The 19,615-nt window shown below is 58.3% G+C and carries 17 protein-coding genes; 16 read left to right on the top strand and 1 reads right to left on the bottom strand.

Annotation, left to right across the window (positions count from 1 at the left end; translation table 11 throughout):
* Positions 1-9 precede the first annotated feature (9 nt).
* On the top strand, positions 10-339 hold the full coding sequence (cyaY, locus tag C5F53_RS17830) for an iron donor protein CyaY (protein ID WP_105262729.1): 330 nt from the start codon (positions 10-12) through the stop codon (positions 337-339).
* On the opposite strand, the gene C5F53_RS17825 is transcribed toward cyaY, so the two are convergent.
* Positions 340-2,697, bottom strand: a complete 2,358-nt coding sequence (locus C5F53_RS17825; RefSeq protein ID WP_105262728.1) for a penicillin-binding protein 1A — start codon at positions 2,695-2,697, stop codon at positions 340-342.
* Positions 2,698-2,716: 19 nt separating this feature from the next.
* Here C5F53_RS17825 and C5F53_RS20180 point away from each other — a divergent pair, with 19 nt between their 5' ends.
* The 15 genes from C5F53_RS20180 to C5F53_RS17755 all read left to right on the top strand — a co-directional run bounded on the left by C5F53_RS20180 (position 2,717) and on the right by C5F53_RS17755 (position 19,599).
* A complete protein-coding gene (locus tag C5F53_RS20180) occupies positions 2,717-2,935 on the top strand; it encodes a hypothetical protein (RefSeq protein ID WP_146097390.1) in 219 nt (72 codons plus the stop codon).
* A gap of 40 nt (positions 2,936-2,975) precedes the next feature.
* The gene (locus C5F53_RS17820) at positions 2,976-4,055 is read left to right on the top strand and encodes a pilus assembly protein PilM (RefSeq protein WP_105262727.1); all 1,080 of its coding nucleotides are present in this window, start codon (positions 2,976-2,978) and stop codon (positions 4,053-4,055) included.
* Positions 4,052-4,708, top strand: a complete 657-nt coding sequence (locus tag C5F53_RS17815) for a PilN domain-containing protein (RefSeq protein WP_105262726.1) — start codon at positions 4,052-4,054, stop codon at positions 4,706-4,708. Before C5F53_RS17820 ends, C5F53_RS17815 begins: the two co-directional genes overlap by 4 nt.
* 9 nt (positions 4,709-4,717) lie before the next feature.
* Positions 4,718-5,383, top strand: coding sequence for a type 4a pilus biogenesis protein PilO (locus tag C5F53_RS17810; protein WP_105262725.1), 666 nt, complete (start codon positions 4,718-4,720; stop codon positions 5,381-5,383).
* Positions 5,380-5,922, top strand: coding sequence for a pilus assembly protein PilP (locus tag C5F53_RS17805; protein ID WP_105262724.1), 543 nt, complete (start codon positions 5,380-5,382; stop codon positions 5,920-5,922). The genes C5F53_RS17810 and C5F53_RS17805 overlap by 4 nt, the downstream gene beginning before the upstream one ends.
* A 29-nt stretch (positions 5,923-5,951) precedes the next feature.
* Entirely contained in the window at positions 5,952-8,009 is a 2,058-nt protein-coding gene (pilQ, locus tag C5F53_RS17800; protein ID WP_236635431.1) for a type IV pilus secretin PilQ, read from the top strand.
* Positions 8,010-8,041: 32 nt separating this feature from the next.
* Positions 8,042-8,566 carry a shikimate kinase gene (locus C5F53_RS17795; protein ID WP_105262767.1) on the top strand — a complete coding sequence of 175 codons (525 nt, stop codon included), beginning with the start codon at positions 8,042-8,044 and terminating at the stop codon, positions 8,564-8,566.
* Positions 8,567-8,626: 60 nt separating this feature from the next.
* A complete protein-coding gene (gene aroB, locus C5F53_RS17790; protein ID WP_105262723.1) occupies positions 8,627-9,733 on the top strand; it encodes a 3-dehydroquinate synthase in 1,107 nt (368 codons plus the stop codon).
* Positions 9,734-9,791: 58 nt separating this feature from the next.
* Positions 9,792-11,000, top strand: a complete 1,209-nt coding sequence (locus C5F53_RS17785) for a deoxyguanosinetriphosphate triphosphohydrolase (protein WP_105262722.1) — start codon at positions 9,792-9,794, stop codon at positions 10,998-11,000.
* Between the two features lie 18 nt (positions 11,001-11,018).
* Positions 11,019-11,603, top strand: coding sequence for a DUF1415 domain-containing protein (locus C5F53_RS17780; RefSeq protein ID WP_105262721.1), 585 nt, complete (start codon positions 11,019-11,021; stop codon positions 11,601-11,603).
* A complete protein-coding gene (locus tag C5F53_RS17775) occupies positions 11,600-12,517 on the top strand; it encodes an SAM-dependent methyltransferase (RefSeq protein ID WP_105262720.1) in 918 nt (305 codons plus the stop codon). Before C5F53_RS17780 ends, C5F53_RS17775 begins: the two co-directional genes overlap by 4 nt.
* 51 nt (positions 12,518-12,568) lie before the next feature.
* Positions 12,569-13,036 (top strand): hypothetical protein, encoded by a 468-nt coding sequence (locus C5F53_RS17770; RefSeq protein ID WP_105262719.1) that lies wholly within the window; start codon positions 12,569-12,571, stop codon positions 13,034-13,036.
* 95 nt (positions 13,037-13,131) lie between these two features.
* Positions 13,132-13,908, top strand: coding sequence for an MBL fold metallo-hydrolase (locus C5F53_RS17765; protein WP_105262718.1), 777 nt, complete (start codon positions 13,132-13,134; stop codon positions 13,906-13,908).
* A gap of 41 nt (positions 13,909-13,949) precedes the next feature.
* The gene (locus C5F53_RS17760; protein ID WP_105262717.1) at positions 13,950-14,648 is read left to right on the top strand and encodes a transposase; all 699 of its coding nucleotides are present in this window, start codon (positions 13,950-13,952) and stop codon (positions 14,646-14,648) included.
* A 178-nt stretch (positions 14,649-14,826) separates the two neighbouring features.
* Positions 14,827-19,599, top strand: coding sequence for a glutamate synthase-related protein (locus tag C5F53_RS17755; RefSeq protein ID WP_105262716.1), 4,773 nt, complete (start codon positions 14,827-14,829; stop codon positions 19,597-19,599).
* Positions 19,600-19,615: the final 16 nt, after the last annotated feature.

Genomic DNA, 19,615 nt, shown 5'->3' with positions numbered 1-19,615 from the left:
GAAATTGTAATGAACGACCAAGAATTCATGGATCGCGCAGAGGCGCTGCTGCAAGCGGTAGAGGTGTGCTGCGACCGGATCAACGATGATTCGGACGCCGACATTGACAACCAGCGGGTGGGCGGCATGGTGACTTTGACCTTTGCCAACCGCAGCCAGATCATCATCAATCTGCAAAAGCCGTTGCACGAGGTCTGGATGGCGGCCAAGTCAGGCGGCTACCACTACCGCTGGGTGGATGGGCAATGGCAGGACACCAAGGGGCAAGGCGAGTTTTTTGCCGCCTTGACCGCCAATGCCAGCCAACAGGCTGGCATTGCACTGCCATTCCGCGCCTGATTATTGGGTGAAGAGGTCGAGGATCTTCTTTTTCTCCTCGGCTGCAGGCATCGGAATGGTTTCGGCCTCGGGCGCATCCCCCAAGCCCAGGGACGAGATGCCTGCGCCCTTGGCGAATTCATCGTAGTACCACTCACCGCCGACGTACACCACGCCTTCGGGGGCGGCCACTTCGGTCACCGGCACATTCTTGAGCACGGTTTCCATGAAACTAATCCACACCGGCAGGCTGAGCCCGCCTCCGGTTTCACGGTCGCCCAGTTTGCGGGGGGTGTCGTAGCCAATCCAGGTGACCGCGGCCAACGTGGGTTGGTAGCCGGCAAACCAGGCGTCCATGGAGTCGTTGGTGGTACCGGTTTTGCCATACAGGTCGGGGCGTTTGAGTGTTGCCTGCGCACGGGCGGCGGTGCCTGAGCGGGTCACCTCCTGCAGCAGGCTGGACATGATGAAGGCGTTGCGCGGTTCGATGGCGCGCTCGCTTTCCTCCAGCACAGGGGCCGAGGACTCCACCAGTACTTTGCCGCGTTGCTCGCTGACTTTGGAGATGACCCAGGGATTGACCCGGTAGCCGCCATTGGCAAACACGGAATAACCGGTTGCCATTTGCATGGGGGTGACCGTGCCCGCGCCCAGTGCCATGGTGAGGTAAGCGGGGTGCTTGTCCGCTTCAAAGCCGAACTTGGTGACCCACTGCTGGGCGTACTCGGTGCCGACCGATTGCAGCACCCGGATCGAAATCATGTTCTTGGATTTGGCCAAGCCGCGGCGCAAGGTCATGGGGCCTTCAAATGTGCCATCGTAGTTTTTCGGCTCCCAGGGTTGCCCGCCTGTGACACCAGCACTAAAAAACAGGGGCGCATCGTTGACCACGGTGGCGGGTGTGAATCCCTTTTCCAGTGCCGCGGAGTAAATGAACGGTTTGAAGCTGGAGCCCGGTTGGCGCAATGCCTGTGTGACGTGGTTGAACTTGTTTTTGGCAAAGTCAAAGCCGCCTACCAAGGCCTTGATGGAGCCATCCCGTGGGTCTAAGGCGACAAAAGCTCCTTCGACTTCTGGCAACTGTGTCATTTCCCACGTGCCTTTGCTTGTCTTGGCGACACGAATCACGGCACCGCGGCGGATCTTGATGTTGGGCGGTGCCTTTTCCGACAGGCCTGATTGGGCGGGCTTGAGCCCATCCCCGGTGATCTCCACAATCTCGGCATTCTGGCGAATCGCTTTGATGAGTTTGGGCGTGGCTTCGAGCACCACGGCGGACATGACGTCGCCATTGTCCGGGTGTTCGTCCAGTGCTTCATCGAGGGCGTCTTCGAGTTCCTGGGCATTGTTGGGCAGGGTCACAAATTTTTCCGGTCCGCGGTACACCTGCCGCCGTTCGAAGTCCATGATGCCGCGGCGCAGGGCTTTATAGGCCGCCATTTGGTCTTGGGTGCGCAGGGTGGTCTGTACATCCAGGCCACGGGTGTAGGTTTCGTCGCCATATTGTGCAAAGACCAGCTGGCGCACCATTTCCGCCACATATTCGGCATGGATGGGGTTGGCTGCTGCGTTGTTTTTGATTTTCAGCGGCTCCGCTTTGGCGGCTTCAGCTTGTTCCTCGGTGATGAAGTTGTTCTCCAGCATCCGGTCAATGATGTGGAGTTGGCGCGAGCGGGCGCGCTTGGGGTTCACGATAGGGTTGTAGGCAGAAGGTGCCTTGGGCAGACCGGCCAGCATGGCAGCCTCGGCCACTGTGATGTCCTTGAGTGGTTTGCCAAAGTAGGTTTCGGAGGCGGCTGCAAAGCCATACGCCCGGTTGCCGAGGTAGATCTGGTTCATGTAGATTTCCAGAATCTGGTCCTTGCTGAGGAAGTGCTCCAGCTTGAAAGTCAGCAGAATTTCGTAAATCTTGCGGGTGAAGGTTTTTTCGGAGGACAAGTAGACATTGCGCGCCACCTGCATGGTGATGGTGGATGCCCCCTGGCTCTTGACGCGGCCGACGTTGGCGAGTCCCGCGCGTATCACGCCCACATAGTCCACGCCACCGTGTTCATAGAAGCGGGCATCTTCTATTGCCAGGATGGCGTGGGTCATGACTTTGGGTATGTCTTTGATGGGGGTGAGGTTGCGACGCTCTTCTCCAAATTCGCCAATCAGATCGCCATCAGCCGAGAACACGCGCAAAGGCAGCTTGGGGCGGTAGTCCGACAGGTCGGATATATCCGGCAAGTTGGGAAATGCCATGGCCAAAGCCAATGCGACCATGGCCAGTACAGAGAATAGGCCCGCCAAACCCAGGCCCACCAGCCAGAGGAGGATGCGCAGCGCCCAGTGCATGGGGGCGGACGAGGTCGAAGATTCGGTTTTGGATGCGGACATACGGGGTGGGAGCGGGTGTTTGCCAGATTATAAAAATGCCGGTAGCAGGCTCCCGGAGGTGACAGTTGGGATTCTTGAGCATAGCTGGCAGACCAGCTGGGAGGCCGGGTATGAAAACCCCTGGTCGCTTACTTTGCGTAACAAAGCGTCTGCTTTTGGCAACGTTGCTGCAGAGCAAAATGGCAAAAAACCTTTGCCGCTCAATGATCTTGCTGCTAGCATTGAAGTGATTTCTTAAGTTTAACCAGCCAGTTGCTGGTTTGTTTCAGGGGACCGTTTTGATCTCATTGGGGTCGTTATTCAGTCGACAGCCCGCTCCTATGCTCGGGCTGGACATCAGTTCGTCCAGCGTCAAGCTGGTGGAGCTCGGACGTGACAAGGCCGGCAATCTGGTCTTGGAGCGCTGTGCCATTGAGCCGCTGGAGAGGGGTTGGATTTCCGACGGCAACATCGAGAAATTTGACGAAGTGGCTGAGGCAGTGCGCCGGCTGGTCAAAAAAAGCGGTACCAAAACCAAACAAGTGGCTATGGCGCTGCCACCCTCTGCTGTGATTACCAAAAAAATCATCTTGCCGGGTGGTATGACCGATCAGGATCTGGAGATGCAGGTCGAGTCCGAAGCCAATCAATACATTCCCTTCCCGCTTGATGAAGTGAGTCTGGACTTCTGCGTGATTGGTCCAAGTGCTTCGTCTGCTGGTGATATCGAGGTGCTGATCGCGGCCTCTCGGCGGGAAAAAGTGCAAGACGTACAAGGTTTGGCCGAAGCCGCGGGGCTGACTCCGGTGATCGTAGACGTGGAGTCTTACGCCTCGCGCCTGGCTGCTGGGCGACTGATTGCCAATCTGCCGAACGAAGGGGCTGGGTTGATTGTTGCGCTGTTTGAAATTGGTGCATTGACCACAAGCATGCAAGTCATGCGCGATGACGAGGTACTTTACGATCGCGACCAAGCTTTTGGTGGTGCGCAACTGACCCAGTTAATCGTGCGCCAGTATGGCTTCTCCCAAGAAGAGGCGGAGAGCAAAAAGCGCAGTGGCGAGCTTCCTGAAGACTATGAGTCTGCAGTTTTAAAGCCTTTTATAGACACGATGGTGCAGGAATTGGGTCGCGCATTGCAGTTTTTCTTCACTAGCACGCCGCACAACAAAGTGGACTACATCATGTTGGCAGGTGGATCCGCCGCCTTGCCTGGCTTGACCAATGCGGTCACCCAGCACACCACCTTCCCTTGCAGCTTGTTGAATCCTTTCGACGGCATGGAAATTGGGGATGGCGTCAGGCTCAAGCGTATGACGCGTGAAGCACCGTCTTATTTGACATCTTGTGGTTTGGCCTTGCGGAGGTTTGCGCAGTGATACTGATCAACCTACTGCCCCACCGCGAGGCGGCGCGTAAGCGTCGCCGTGATTTATTTAACGTATCAGTGGGTGCTTCGGCGTTGTTGGGAGGGCTCATTGCCGGATCCATTTTTATTTGGTATCAGGCCGCGATCACCTCTCAGCAATCCAACAATACATTGCTGGAAACTGAAATTAAAAAGCTGGAAGCGCAGATCAAGGATATTGCTACGCTGGAGTCCGAAATTGCCGCCTTGCGGGCCCGTCAGCAGGCCGTAGAAGACTTACAGTCGGACCGCAACTTGCCAGTTCATTTGTTGACGGAGCTGGTTAATCAACTGCCTGATGGTGTCTACGTCAACAAGATGACGCAAGTGGACCAAATGGTGACATTGAACGGTGTGGCTCAGTCCAATGAGCGGGTGTCTGAGCTGTTACGTAATTTGGCGAATAACACGCCTTGGTTTTCCAAGCCAGAACTGATCGAAATTGTTTCTGGAAGTGCTTCAATTTCTGCCAAAGAGCAAAAACGTGTCGCTAACTTTGTCATCAAGGTTCGTTTGGTGCGTGCGAGTGAAGCGGAGAAGAATGCGGCTCAGGCTGCCGCCATGGCTGCGTCTAGCCCGATTCAGCCAGCGTCGGCAGCGGCCCCTGTGTCTGCCAAACAATAGACATTGCGTATGGCCAAAACCACATCCCCATCGATCGATTTTCCAGCTTTGCAGGAGAAACTGGCGAGCCAGTTTCGCGATCTCGATCCCAAAGACCCCTCTCTGTGGCCTTCGATTCCGCAGTACGCATTATTTGTATTTACCAGTGTCATCGTCGTCGTAGCGCTCTGGTTTGTTTGGCTCAGTGGATCTGAGGAAACTCTTAAACTGGAGCAGGACAAGGAAGTTGTCCTGCGTGAGGATTACAAGAAGAAGCTCGTGAAAGCCGTCAATCTGGATGTTCTACGTAAACAACGGGAACAGGTGCTGCAGTACGTGACCCAGCTAGAGAAGCAGCTGCCAAGCAAAGCTGAAATGGATGCCTTGTTGTCGGATATCAACCAAGCTGGCTTGGGGCGTAGTTTGCAGTTCGACCTTTTTCGACCAGGGCAGGTAGCCGTAAAAGAATATTACGCAGAACTGCCGATTACTCTGCGTGTCGCAGGGCGCTACCACGATATCGGTGCATTCGCTTCTGATATCGCGCATTTGTCGCGAATCGTGACCTTGAACAACCTGACAGTGACCCCTCGCACCGATAACACGTTGATGCTGGACGCTACGGCAAAGACTTTCAGGTACCTGGACTCCGGTGAGGTTCAAGCCCAACGCAAGGCCACGGGAGCGAAAAAATGAAGCTCTACTGCTGTGTTTTGAGTGCCTGTTTTTGTATTTTGTTGGCCGGATGTGGCGCTTCTAGCGATGATGAGATAAGGCAGTGGATGGTTGATGAGCGCAATCAAACGCGCCCCAAGGTTAATGCCATCCCTGCCCCCAAACAATTTTTGCCTGAGCCCTATGCAAGTGCGGCCGCGGTAGAGCCGTTTAGCAGCCAGAAACTGACCCAAGCTTTGAAGCGTGATTCGGCACAGACGGTGTCCAATGCAGCCTTGGTGGCGCCAGAGTTGGCCCGTCGCAAAGAGCCTTTGGAGGCCTTCCCTCTGGATACCATGGCTTTGGTCGGTAGCCTTGTGAAGGCGGGGCAGCCCGTGGCTTTGGTCAGGGTTGATAACTTGTTATACCAGGTCAAAGTAGGCAACTATCTGGGCCCGAACTATGGGCGAGTCATGAAAATCGATGAGACCGAAGTCACTTTGCGTGAAATTGTGCAGGACGCCGTTGGCGAGTGGATTGAACGCGCTGCAACCCTGTCGTTGCAAGAGAGGTCGAAATGATGATTCCTATGCTTATGCGAGAACTGCGAATGTACAAAAGAGTTTGTGCGGCCTTTTTGTTGTCTTTGTGTGGTTTGGTGTATGCCCAGCCCGCGATTGAGGCCGTGACTGGCTCCATGCAAGGCGGGGGGGAGGTCATCAAGATTGATCTTTCTCAAGCCTTGACTGCGTTGCCTACGGGTTTTGCGATTCAATCCCCGGCGCGGATCGCTTTGGACTTTCCTGGAGTGTCAAACGCTATGGGGCGTTCGACAGTAGAAATTAATCAAGGCAATTTGCGCTCTGTCAGCGTCGTTCAAGCAGGCGAGCGCACCCGTGTCGTGTTGAATCTGAAGCAACCGGCCGCCTACAAGGCTGAGATTCAGGGTAAATCGCTGTTAGTGGCTTTGGAGCCAGTGGTAGCCAGTGCCCCGACTGCAGTCACTAACTTTGCAGAGAGCCGAAATCGAGACAGTGCGCCTTTGAAGGATCTGGATTTCCGTCGTACGTCGGATGGTGCGGGCCGTGTAGTTGTAACTTTGCCCAACAACCAAGTGGGTGTGGACATTCGACAGCAAGGCCAGACCCTGGTTGTCGATTTCATGAAATCAACCTTGCCCGAAGGTTTGCGCCGCAAGCTCGACGTTAGCGATTTTGGTACACCTGTGAAGTCTGTGACTTCCGTCCAATCCGGTGACCGTGTGCGCATGATCATCGAACCGCAGGGGCAATGGGAACACTCTGCTTACCAGAGTGATGAGCAGTTCGTGGTGGAGATCAAGGAGATCAAGGTTGATCCCAAAAAACTGACCCAAGGCGTGGGATACAACGGTCAGAAGCTGTCCTTGAATTTTCAGAATATTGAGGTTAGGAGTCTGTTGCAGGTTATTGCAGACTTTACCAACTTCAATATCGTGACCTCGGATTCTGTATCTGGCTCGGTGACCTTGCGTTTGCAAGACGTCCCTTGGGATCAGGCGCTGGATATCATTTTGCAGGCCAAGGGATTGGGGTTGCGTAAAAGTGGTAATGTGTTGTGGGTTGCGCCCAAAGACGAAATCGCTGCCAAGGAGAAACTGGATCTGGAGTCTGTGGTGGCAGTGCAGAACCTAGAGCCCTTGCGCACCCAAGCATTCCAGATCAACTACGGCAAAGCTTCAGACATTGCCGCTGGTTTGGTCGCTGCTGGCTCTGGTCCTGGTCAAGGGGTAACACCAAGCCGGATTTTGAGCAGTCGTGGTAGCGTGATCTACGAAAACCGCACCAACCAGTTGTTTGTGACTGACATCCCCAGCAAGTTGGAGCAGGTGCAGCAGTTGATCGCCAAGATTGATATCGCCGTGCGCCAAGTTTTGATTGAGGCGCGTATTGTGGAGGCGTCCGACAGTTTTGGAAAATCTCTGGGCGTGAAGTTGGGTGGAGGTGGGCGTGCTGCGGCGGTCGATGATCGCGCGGGTATTGCAATTGGCTCCAGCTATGTCGTTGGGTCTGCAGCAACGACCTCGGGGAACTTTGTGAACTTGCCATCGACTGGTGCGCTCGGTTCCAGCAGCCCAGGCACCTTTGCAGTATCCATCTTTGGCGCAGGCGCGGACCGCTTCCTGAATTTGGAAATCTCTGCCTTGGAGGCTGACGGCAAAGGCAAAGTGGTATCCAGTCCTCGTGTCGTGACAGCGGACCAGATCAAGGCACTGATTGAGCAAGGCACAGAACTACCGTATCAGGTAGCGTCTGCCAGTGGTGCGACGTCGATCGCGTTCCGCAAAGCCAACTTGAAGCTGGAGGTGCTGCCCCAAATCACACCTGAAGGCAACATCATCCTGACCCTGGATGTGACGAAGGATACTGTGGGCCAATCCACACCAGCAGGTTTTGCGATTGATACCAAACACATCCAGACCCAGGTCTTGGTGGAGAACGGCGGAACTGTGGTGATCGGCGGTATCTTTACCGAAGACCAGACCGAGAGCGAAACCAAGGTGCCATTCTTTGGCGATCTGCCAGGCTTGGGTGTTTTGTTCCGCAATCGTTCCAAGTCCACGACCAAGCGTGAGATGCTGGTATTCATCACCCCCAAGGTGTTGTCTGACAAAGCAATCGCCCGTTAACGCTGGAGTCGGTGGGTGAGTTTGTCTTGCATCTGAGTATCAGCCTGGTCGGTTTGCCCGGCTCAGGAAAAACTACTGTAGGGAGGCAGCTTGCACGCAGGCTTCGCCTCCCTTTCGTTGACTCTGACCATGCCATCGAATCCCGGCTGGGGTGTTCGATTCGCGAGTTTTTTGACCGGGAAGGCGAAGCCAAGTTTCGAGACATTGAGCAGGACGTGCTGGATGACCTCACGCAGTCCCCAACGTCGGTGATTTCCACGGGGGGAGGGGCTGTGTTGCGGCACGCCAACCGGGAGCATCTGCATGCTCGCAGCCATGTGGTCTACCTCAAGTCCACCCCCGAAGAGTTGTTTCGACGCCTGCGCCACGATGTCAGCCGTCCTCTCTTGCAGGTGGCGGACCCCTTAACCCGCATGCGCGATTTGTTTGCGGTGCGTGACCCTCTGTACCGTGAAACCGCCCACTTTGTGCTGGAAACTGGACGTCCCTCCGTGGCAACGCTGGTCAATATGGTGGTCATGCAGTTGGAGCTATCCGGGCATTTGCCCGCAGCCTAAGGTAACCTTAGCAGCTTGTGTGATCTCGGGGTGCGTGCGCCTAGCCTCTAAACTCGGGGTATGACGACGCCTACTTTCTCCACCGTTTCTATCGATCTGGGGGAGCGCAGCTATCCCATCCATATTGGCACTGCCTTGCTGGCCCAGGCTTCCACCTACGCCAAGCTCCCCAAGGCAGCCCATGCCGTGGTGGTGACCAACACCACCGTGTCGCCCTTGTATTCTGAGGCGCTGGTATCTGCCCTGGGCGCGCGTTATCCGGCAGTGGAACTCGTGGTGTTACCTGATGGCGAGAGTTACAAACACTGGCAGACGCTGAACCAGATATTTGATGCCCTGCTGGGCAAGGGCTGTGACCGCAAGACCATTCTGTTTGCCCTGGGCGGTGGTGTGGTGGGGGACATGACGGGTTTTGCCGCCGCCAGTTACATGCGTGGCGTGCCGTTTGTGCAGGTGCCGACCACCCTGTTGGCGCAGGTGGATTCTTCGGTGGGCGGCAAGACCGGCATCAACCACCCTATGGGCAAGAACATGATCGGCGCGTTCTACCAGCCGCAAATGGTGGTGTGTGACATCGACACCCTTAAGACATTGCCAGCGCGCGAATTGAGCGCGGGCCTGGCAGAGGTCATCAAATACGGCCCAATTGCCGATCTGCAGTTTCTGGACTGGATTGAAGCCAACTTGGACGCCTTGCTTGCGCGTGACCCCCAGGCCCTGGCCTACGCGGTGCAGCGCAGCTGTGAGATCAAGGCCTGGGTGGTGGGCCAGGACGAGCGGGAAGCCGGGCTGCGCGCGATCCTGAATTTTGGCCATACATTTGGCCACGCCATCGAAGCCGGGCTGGGTTATGGCGAATGGTTGCACGGCGAAGCCGTGGGCTGTGGCATGGTGATGGCAGCCCATCTGTCCCAGCGTCTGGGCCTGGTGGATGCCGACTTTGTGACACGTCTCACAGGGTTGATTGCCAAAGCCGGTTTGCCTATCCAAGGCCCCGTGCTGGATGCTGCGGACAATGCCGGGCGTTACCTGGCGCTGATGCGTTTGGACAAAAAATCGGAAGCCGGCGATATTCGCTTTGTGGTGATTGATGGCCCAGCACGTGCGGCCGTGCGCGGCGCACCGGACGCGCTGGTGCGCGAGGTCATTGACCACTGTTGCGCCTGATTTGCTATTGATTTAATAGCTGCTTGCGCATATTTCATAAGCTCTAGAACCTTATTTGATGCCAGAAACTTTGCGTCCCTACGCCTGTGATCCCGCGCAATCGCGTGGGCGGCGTTATGCGCAGCCCGATGCCCCGACGCGCACAGCCTTCCAGCGTGACCGTGACCGCATCGTGCACTCCACCGCCTTCCGGCGGCTGGTCTACAAGACGCAGGTGTTTATCAACCACGAAGGCGACTTGTTCCGCACGCGGTTGACTCACTCGCTGGAAGTGGCCCAGTTGGGGCGGTCCATGGCCCGCACCTTGGGGTTGAGCGAAGACCTGGTGGAAACCATTGCGCTAGCCCATGACCTGGGGCACACGCCGTTTGGCCATGCGGGGCAAGACGCGCTCAACGAATGTATGGAGCCCTATGGGGGCTTTGAGCACAACCTGCAAAGCCTGCGCGTGGTGGATTGGTTGGAAGAGCGCTACCCGCAGTTCGACGGGCTCAACCTCAGCTTTGAAGCGCGCGAAGGCATTCTCAAGCACTGTTCGCGCCGCAATGCCGAGGCGATCGAGGCGGTGGAGCCTTCCTATTCCGATGGCGGCGGTGGGGTAGGGCGCCGTTTTCTGGACAAGGCGCAGCCCAACCTGGAGGCGCAGCTCTGCAATCTGGCCGACGAGATTGCTTACAACGCGCATGACATTGACGATGGCGTGCGGTCTGGCCTGCTGACGCTGGAACAGCTGCAGGACGTTCCGCTGTTTGCCGGGTTCAGTCAGGCCGCGCTGGCGCAGCACCCCGATCTGGGCCAGCCCTCGCAGGCGCGACGCTGGTTGTACGAGTCCATCCGCCTGATGCTGAGTGCGCAGGTTTACGACCTGATGGCCGCCACCCAGATCGCGTTGGATGCGGCACAACCGGCGTCCGTTGCTGCGGTGCGTCAGCACTCTGGTGCCCTGGTGTGTTTCAGTGACGACATGCGTGCCCAATCGCGGGTTATGAAGGCCTTTCTGTTCAAGCACCTCTACCGCCATCCCCAGGTCATGCAAACCATGGCGCACGCCAAGCAGGTCATCGCGGACCTGTTCGTGGCCTATTGCGATGTGCCCACACAAATGCAGAACGAAGCTGCGGTCCGACTGGCAGCACAAGCCTCCTTGCGCCGCCTGCACGATGTCAGTGTGCAGCGCCATGTCGCAGATTACATTGCGGGCATGACCGATCGGTTTGCCTTGCGCGAACATGAACGCCTGACGGGACAGCGCCTGTTCGCGAGTTGAAGCGAATCGTTTCCACCCATGTCTATCCCTTCTGAGATTTCTAAGCCCGACATCGCACGCGTTATCACCGCCATGCAGCAATGGCTAGAGCGTGCTGTGATCGGTTTGAACTTGTGCCCCTTTGCCAAGGCGGTACATGTCAAGAACCAAATTCATTACGTGGTCTACCCGGGTGACGATGCCAAGGAGTGCCTGGCTTTGCTGCGTCGCGAGTTGCAGGAGCTGGCAGATGCTGACCCGGAGGTGCGTGACACCACCTTGCTGATTGCGCCCCATGCTTGGCCCGACTTTCTGGACTTCAACGACTTCCTAGATCAAGCCGACCGGGTGTTGCGAAAAGCCAAGCTGGACGGCGTGTTGCAGATCGCCAGTTTCCACCCCCACTTCCAGTTTGCCGACAGCGAACCCGATGCCATCGGCAACTACACCAACCGTGCCCCGTTTCCCACCCTGCATTTGCTGCGCGAAGCGAGCATCGATAGGGCGGTCCAAGCTTTTCCCAACGCAGAATCCATATTCGAGAAGAATATCGAAACGCTGGAGCGTTTGGGGCATGCCGGGTGGGACGCGTTGGGGCTGACACCCTCCAAGGAATCCCCATGAACAAAACCCCACGCAAGCAGGGTCCCAAGCCGGCCTCGGCGCCAGCGGCCTACCCCTTGGCCGACGAAGTGCGCCCCGGGCAATCCATTCAGCTGCTGCAAGAGCTGCACATCCTCACGCGCGAGGGCAAGCTCAACCAGGACTCGCGCCGCAAGCTCAAGCAGGTTTATCACCTCTACCAGTTCATCGAAAAACTCATGCTGGAGCTGCCCCCCAGCAGCACCGGCACGCTGACCCTGGCCGACCACGGGGCGGGCAAGTCTTACCTGGGTTTCATCCTGTACGACCTGTTCTTCAAGAATCTGCCGGCCAGCCACCTCTATGGCATCGAGACGCGGGCCGAACTGGTGCAGAAGTCGCAGGCGCTGGCGCAGCAGCTGGGCTTTGGGCGTATGAGTTTTCTCAACACCAGCGTGGCCGAGTCGACCCAGTCCGCCGCCTTGCCGCCCACCTTCGACGTGGTCACGGCATTACATGCCTGCGACACCGCTACCGACGATGCCATTGCGTTTGGCCTGCAAAAGAAGGCCCGTGCTTTTGTGTTGGTGCCCTGCTGTCAGGCCGAGGTGGCGCGCCACTTGAGCCAGAGCAAGGCCTTGTCGCTCACCCGCACGCCACTGGCCGAGCTGTGGCGCCACCCGCTGCACACGCGGGAAATGGGCAGCCAGATCACCAATGTGCTGCGCTGCCTGTACCTGGAGGCCCATGGCTACCAGGTGACGGTGACCGAGCTGGTGGGCTGGGAGCACAGCATGAAAAACGAGCTGATCCTGGCCCGCTACACCGGCCAGCGCAAACGGGCGGCCGCCCAGCGCCTGCGCGCCATTCTGGAAGAATTTGGCTTGCTGGCCCTGCTTGACACACGGTTTACATTGCCAGAAGACAATGCGCAGGACAACGCCTTGCCAGCCTGAGCCGTTGAAGGTGCTGGCGAGGTGGTTCGCTATCGTGAAACAGGAGTTTGTATGCAAAAGTTTGTGAAGTTGACGGGTTCGGTTGTTGTCGTGTTGGCCTTGGCCGCCTGTGCCAGCAGCAGCCCGGACGTCATTCAGCGCGGTGATGCCCAGCGCATGGCCCAGGTGCAAGACGGCGTGGTGCTGTCGGTGCGCAACGTGGTGGTGGACGGCAGCCAGACCGGTGCCGGTGCGGCAGTTGGCGGTGTGGTGGGCGCCATTGGTGGTTATAGCGGCAGCAGTGTGTCCCGCGAAGCCCAGGTGCTGGGGGTGCTGGCGGGGGTGGCTGGTGCGGCTGCCGGCAATGCCATCGAGCGGTTTGCCACCAAGGAAGACGCGGTTGAAATCCTGGTGCAGCTTAAAGGCGGCGACCGCCGTGCCATTGTGCAGGCCAAGGGTAACGAGCAATTGGTCGCCGGAGATCCGGTGATTCTGGTGACCACGGGCGGCAAGGTGCGCGTGACCAAGGCACCCAAGTAAGCTGACCTGGATCAATACTGCCTGGGAGCTACGGCTCCACAATGGGACCCGAACGAGCGCAATGGAGCGCTCGTTGTCTTTTGGGGTTCCCTGCCATGCCGATCGAGCTGTACAAAGATGCCCATCACTGCTGTGTGATGTTTACCGACCTGGTGTCCGACGAAGCCGAGGCCGTGCAGGCCAACCAGTTCCTGATCGTCAACCACGGCGCGGGTGTCATCCTCGATCCCGGTGGCAACATGACCTACAACGAGCTGAACCTGACCATGCGCAAGTACATTGCGCCCCAGCACCTCGACTACATCCTCGCGTCACACGCGGACCCCGACATCATTGCCTCTTTAGATCGGTGGATGACCGCCACCCAGGCCAAACTGGTGATCTCCAAACTCTGGGCGCGCTTTGCGCCCCACTTCTGCAAGATTGGCAAAACAGAGGATCGCATTATTGCCATCCCGGACGAGGGCGGCCTGCTGCGTTATGGCAAGGCAGACCTCTGGTTGCTGCCCGCCCACTTCCTGCATTCCGAAGGCAATTTCCAGTTTTACGACCCAGTCAGCAAGATCCTGTTCTCGGGCGACCTGGGCGTATCCCTCGTTAGTGGTCAGGAGGCCCAACAGTTCATCACCTCGCTGACACCCATGCCCCCTGGCATGGAAGCGTTTCATCGCCGCTACATGGTTAGCAACAAGATTCTCCGGCTGTGGGTGCGCATGGTGCGGGATCTGGATATCGCCATGATCGTGCCCCAGCATGGCGCACCGCTCAAGGGCGAGGCGATTGGCCAGCTGCTGGACTGGTTGGAAACCCTGTCTTGCGGCATTGATCTCATGGGAACCCCGCAGTACCAGCTGCCGCAATCGCGGCTCTGAGTCCGCCCAGTCCGGCCCTGGCTTTCGGGCAAACTAGGGGCATGGCACGTCTTCCCCGATTGACCCTGGCGGCGCACCCGCACCATGTCATCCAGCGTGGCAACAACCGCCAGCCCATTTGCCTGGACAACGCAGATTTTCAGACGCTGAAAGACGTGTTGGGCGAGTGTGCCCGGCAGCACCAGGTGGCCGTGCATGCCTTTGTGCTCATGGACAACCACTTCCACCTGCTAGCCACGCCGCCCACGGACGAGGCCCTGCCCAAGATGATGCAGGCCTTGGGGCGCAGTTATGTGCGGTACTTTAATGACCGCCACCAGCGCAGCGGCACCTTATGGGAAGGGCGCTACAAATCCACCCTGATCGAGTCTGACCGTTACCTGCTGGCCTGCATGGCCTATATCGACCTTAACCCAGTGCGGGTCGGCATGGTGGCCCATGCTGCCGACTACCCCTGGTCCAGCTACATGCACTATGCAGGCATGCGGCCAGACAGGTTGCTCACTCCCCATCCCTTGGTCTGGAACCTTGGCAACACCCCGTTTGCGCGTGAGGCCGCGTACGCCCAATTGGTGCAGGCGGGTCTCACATCTGTGCAGCAGTCGGCGCTCACCGAAGCGGCATTACACGGCTGGGCCCTGGGCGCGCCCGAGTTTCTGGACGCCCTGCAGAAAAAGACCCCACGGCGATTGCGTAAAAGTGTGCCTGGCCGGCCATCCAAGCCTGCCATTTCAGAATAAAAGTGACCTTCAATCCTTATGGATACTGCGCAAGCAGCTATCAATTTTGATATGTCCCTATTTAATTCTTGATTAAAATATTCAACAAATAAATAGAATCTGACCCCATTTAAAGTGTTTTGCACTTTTGTTGCATTGCAGTATCCTCCGATTCCACTGTAATTTTCAGGAGTGCGCCATGACCACGGCAGCCGAAATCCAACACCTCAAAGACCACGGTTTGTATTCCACCGCCAATGAGCACGATGCGTGCGGCGTGGGTTTTGTGGCACATATTCGCGGCGAAAAGAGCCACGACATTGTCAAGAATGCCCTGAAGATCCTCGAAAACCTGGACCACCGGGGTGCGGTGGGGGCCGATGCCCTGATGGGCGATGGTGCCGGTATCTTGATTCAGCTGCCCGATGCGTTGTACCGCGAAGAGATGGCGGTCCAGGGTGTGACCCTTCCGCCACAGGGCGAATACGGCGTGGGCATGATTTTTTTGCCCAAGGAGCATGCCTCCCGCCTGGCCTGTGAACAAGAGATGGAACGCGCGATCAAGGCCGAGGGCCAGGTGCTCTTGGGCTGGCGCGATGTGCCGGTGAACCGCGACATGCCCATGTCGCCCACCGTGCGCGAAAAAGAACCCATCTTGCGCCAGGTTTTCATTGGCCGCGGTAATGACGTGATCGTGCAGGACGCGCTGGAGCGCAAGCTGTATGTGATCCGCAAGACCGCCAGCGCCGCCATCCAGAATCTGCAGCTCAAGCACAGCAAGGAATATTACGTTCCCAGCATGTCCAGCCGCACCGTGGTCTACAAGGGCCTGTTGCTGGCCGACCAGGTAGGCGTGTACTTCAAGGACCTGGAAGACGCGCGTTGTGTATCGGCCTTGGGCTTGGTGCACCAGCGCTTCTCCACCAACACTTTCCCCGAGTGGCCGCTGGCTCACCCTTACCGCTATGTGGCGCACAACGGCGAAATCAACACCGTCAAGGGCAACTACAACTGGATGAAGGCGCGCGAAGGCGTGATGTCCTCGCCCGTGTTGGCGGCCGACCTGCAAAAGCTCTACCCCATCAGCTTTGCCGACCAGTCCGACACGGCCACCTTCGACAACTGCCTGGAACTGCTGACCATGGCCGGCTACCCCATCAGCCAGGCCGTGATGATGATGATCCCCGAGCCCTGGGAGCAGCACACCACCATGGACGAGCGCCGCAAGGCCTTCTATGAGTACCACGCCGCCATGATGGAACCTTGGGATGGCCCCGCTTCCATCGTGTTCACGGACGGCCGCCAGATCGGCGCCACGCTGGACCGCAATGGCCTGCGCCCCTCGCGCTACTGCATCACCGACGACGACCTAGTCATCATGGGTTCCGAATCGGGCGTATTGCCCGTGCCCGAGAACAAGATCGTACGCAAATGGCGCCTGCAGCCCGGCAAGATGTTCCTGATCGATCTGGAGCAGGGCCGCATGATTGACGACGAGGAGCTCAAGGCCAACCTGGCCAACAGCAAGCCTTACAAGCAGTGGATTGAAAACCTGCGCATCAAGCTCGACGATGTCAAATTCGACGAGCGCCGTACGGAGGTCGCCCTGTCTGCGGTGGTGGCTGGTGTGGAGCCCAAGCGTATTACTGACACGGTGAGCCTGTTGGACCGCCAGCAGGCCTTCGGTTTCACGCAAGAAGACCTGAAGTTCCTGATCGCCCCCATGGCCAGCGCTGGCGAAGAAGCCATCGGCTCCATGGGCAACGACAGCCCCTTGGCCGTATTGAGTGACAAGAACAAGCCGCTCTATAGCTACTTCAAACAGCTGTTCGCGCAGGTGACCAACCCACCGATAGACCCGATCCGCGAAGCCATCGTGATGTCGCTGGTGTCCTTCATCGGCCCCAAGCCCAATCTGTTGGACATTAACCAGGTCAACCCGCCCATGCGGCTGGAAGTGGCGCAGCCGATTCTGGACTTTGCCGACATGGCCAAGCTGCGTAATATTGAGCAGCACACCCAAGGCAAGTTCCGCAGCCAAACGCTGGACATCACCTACCCGCTGGTCTGGGGCCATGAGGGCGTGGAAGCCAAGTTGGCATCCTTGTGTGCCGAGGCCGTCGATGCGATCAAGGGTGGCAAAAACATCCTGATCATCAGCGACCGTGCAGTGAACGCCACCCAGGTGGCCATTCCTGCGCTGCTGGCCCTGTCTGCCATCCACCAGCATCTGGTCGGTGCCGGTCTGCGTACGACCGCTGGCTTGGTAGTGGAAACCGGTACGGCCCGCGAAGTGCACCACTTCGCCGTGCTGGCGGGTTACGGCGCCGAAGCCGTGCACCCCTACCTGGCAATGGAAACCCTGCAGAGCATCCACAAGGACCTGCCGGGCGACCTGAGCGCCGACAAGGCCATCTACAACTACATCAAGGCGATTGGCAAGGGCCTGTCCAAGATCATGTCCAAGATGGGTGTGTCCACCTACATGAGCTACTGCGGTGCCCAGCTGTTCGAGGCCATTGGCCTGAACACCGAGACCATCGACAAGTATTTCACCCGCACGCCCAGCCGCGTGGAAGGTATCGGCGTCTTCGAGATCGCCGAAGAATCCATTCGCACGCACAAGCTGGCCTTTGGTGACAGCCCGGTGCTGGCCAACGCGCTGGAAACCGGCGGTGAATACGCTTGGCGTGTGCGTGGCGAAGACCACATGTGGACGCCCGATGCGATTGCCAAGTTGCAGCACTCCACCCGTGCCAACAACTGGAACACCTACAAGGAATACGCGCAGATCATCAACGACCAGAGCAAGCGCCACCTGACGCTGCGCGGCCTGTTCGAGTTCAAGATCGACCCCGCCAAAGCCATTCCGGTGGACGAAGTGGAAAGCGCCAAGGAAATCGTCAAGCGCTTTGCAACTGGCGCCATGTCCCTGGGCTCGATTTCTACCGAAGCCCACGCCACGCTGGCCATTGCCATGAACCGCATCGGCGGCAAGAGCAACACGGGTGAGGGTGGTGAAGATCCCGCACGTTACCGCCAGGAGCTCAAGGGCATCCCGATCAAGCAAGGCCAGACCATGGCCGACATCATCGGCAAAGACGTGGTGGAAGTGGACATCCCCATGAATGCCGGCGACAGCCTGCGCTCGCGCATCAAGCAGGTCGCTTCCGGCCGCTTCGGTGTGACGGCCGAGTACCTGAACAGTGCCGACCAGATCCAGATCAAGATGGCCCAGGGTGCCAAGCCCGGCGAAGGTGGCCAGTTGCCCGGTGGCAAGGTGTCCGAGTACATCGGCAAGTTGCGCCACTCCGTGCCTGGCGTGGGCCTGATTTCGCCCCCGCCGCACCACGACATCTACTCGATCGAAGACTTGGCCCAACTGATCCACGATCTGAAAAACGTGGCGCCGCACTCCGGCATCAGCGTGAAGCTGGTGTCCGAAATTGGTGTGGGCACCATTGCCGCCGGCGTTGCCAAGTGCAAGGCCGACCACGTGGTGATTGCCGGGCACGACGGTGGTACCGGTGCTTCGCCCTGGTCGTCCATCAAACATTGCGGTAGCCCCTGGGAAATCGGCTTGGCCGAAACCCAGCAAACGCTGGTGCTGAACCGTCTGCGTAGCCGCATCCGTGTGCAGGCCGACGGCCAGATGAAGACCGGCCGTGACGTCGCCATTGGTGCCCTGCTGGGTGCCGATGAATTCGGCTTTGCCACCGCGCCGCTGGTGGTGGAAGGCTGCATCATGATGCGCAAGTGCCACCTGAACACCTGCCCGGTGGGTGTGGCCACGCAAGACCCCGTGCTGCGTGCCAAGTTCTCCGGCAAGCCCGAGCACGTGGTCAATTACTTCTTCTTTATCGCCGAAGAAGTGCGCCAGATCATGGCCCAGCTGGGAATCCGCAAGTTTGACGACCTGATTGGCCGCTCGGACCTGCTGGACACCCGCAAGGGCATCGAACACTGGAAGGCCCAGGGCCTGGACTTCGCCCGCCTGTTTGCACAGCCCCAAGTGCCGGCCGATGTGCCCCGCTTCCAGACGCTGACGCAAGACCACGGCCTGGAAAAAGCCCTGGACAACGTGCTGATCGCCAAGAGCCGTGCTGCCATCGACAAGGGTGAAAAAGTCCAGTTCATGGAAGTGGCCCGCAACGTGAACCGCTCCGTGGGCGCCATGCTCTCGGGCGCGGTGACCAAGGTGCACCCCGAGGGCCTGCCGGATGACACCATCCGTATCCAGCTCGAAGGCACCGGTGGCCAGTCCTTTGGCGCCTTCCTGACCCGTGGCATCACGCTGTACCTGATTGGTGACGCCAACGACTACACCGGCAAGGGCCTGTCGGGCGGCCGCGTGGTGGTGCGCCCCAGCATCGACTTCCGCGGCGATGCGATTCGCAACACCATCGTGGGCAACACCGTGATGTACGGCGCTACCACCGGGGAAGCCTTCTTCAGCGGCGTGGGCGGCGAACGCTTCGCGGTGCGTCTGTCGGGTGCCACTGCGGTGGTGGAAGGCACGGGCGACCACGGCTGCGAATACATGACCGGCGGCACCGTTGCGGTGTTGGGCAAGACCGGCCGCAACTTTGCAGCTGGCATGAGCGGCGGCATTGCCTATGTGTTTGATGAAGACGGCCAGTTCGCCAAGCGCTGCAACACCGCCATGGTCAGCCTGGAAAAGGTGTTGACCGCCAAGGAACAGGAAGCCAGTCTCGACAAGGCTATCTGGCACCGTGGCGAGAGCGACGAAGCCCAGCTCAAGAAGCTGCTGGAAGACCACAACCGCTGGACCGGCAGCAAGCGTGCCCGCGAGTTGCTGGACAACTGGGATACCTCGCGCGCCAAGTTCGTCAAGGTCTTTCCCAATGAGTACAAACGTGCTCTGGGTGAGATTCATGCACAAAAAACGGCCAAGACCCCCGTTAAATCTGCGCCAGCAGCTACAAAAAAAGAAGCAGTGCCCGCCAAGTAAGGCCGGTCTGATCTAA

Origin of the sequence: Rhodoferax sp. TS-BS-61-7, from assembly GCF_002943465.1 — a bacterium.
Taxonomy (GTDB): domain Bacteria; phylum Pseudomonadota; class Gammaproteobacteria; order Burkholderiales; family Burkholderiaceae_C; genus Allorhodoferax.
This window is presented reverse-complemented; position numbering and strand designations above follow the sequence as displayed.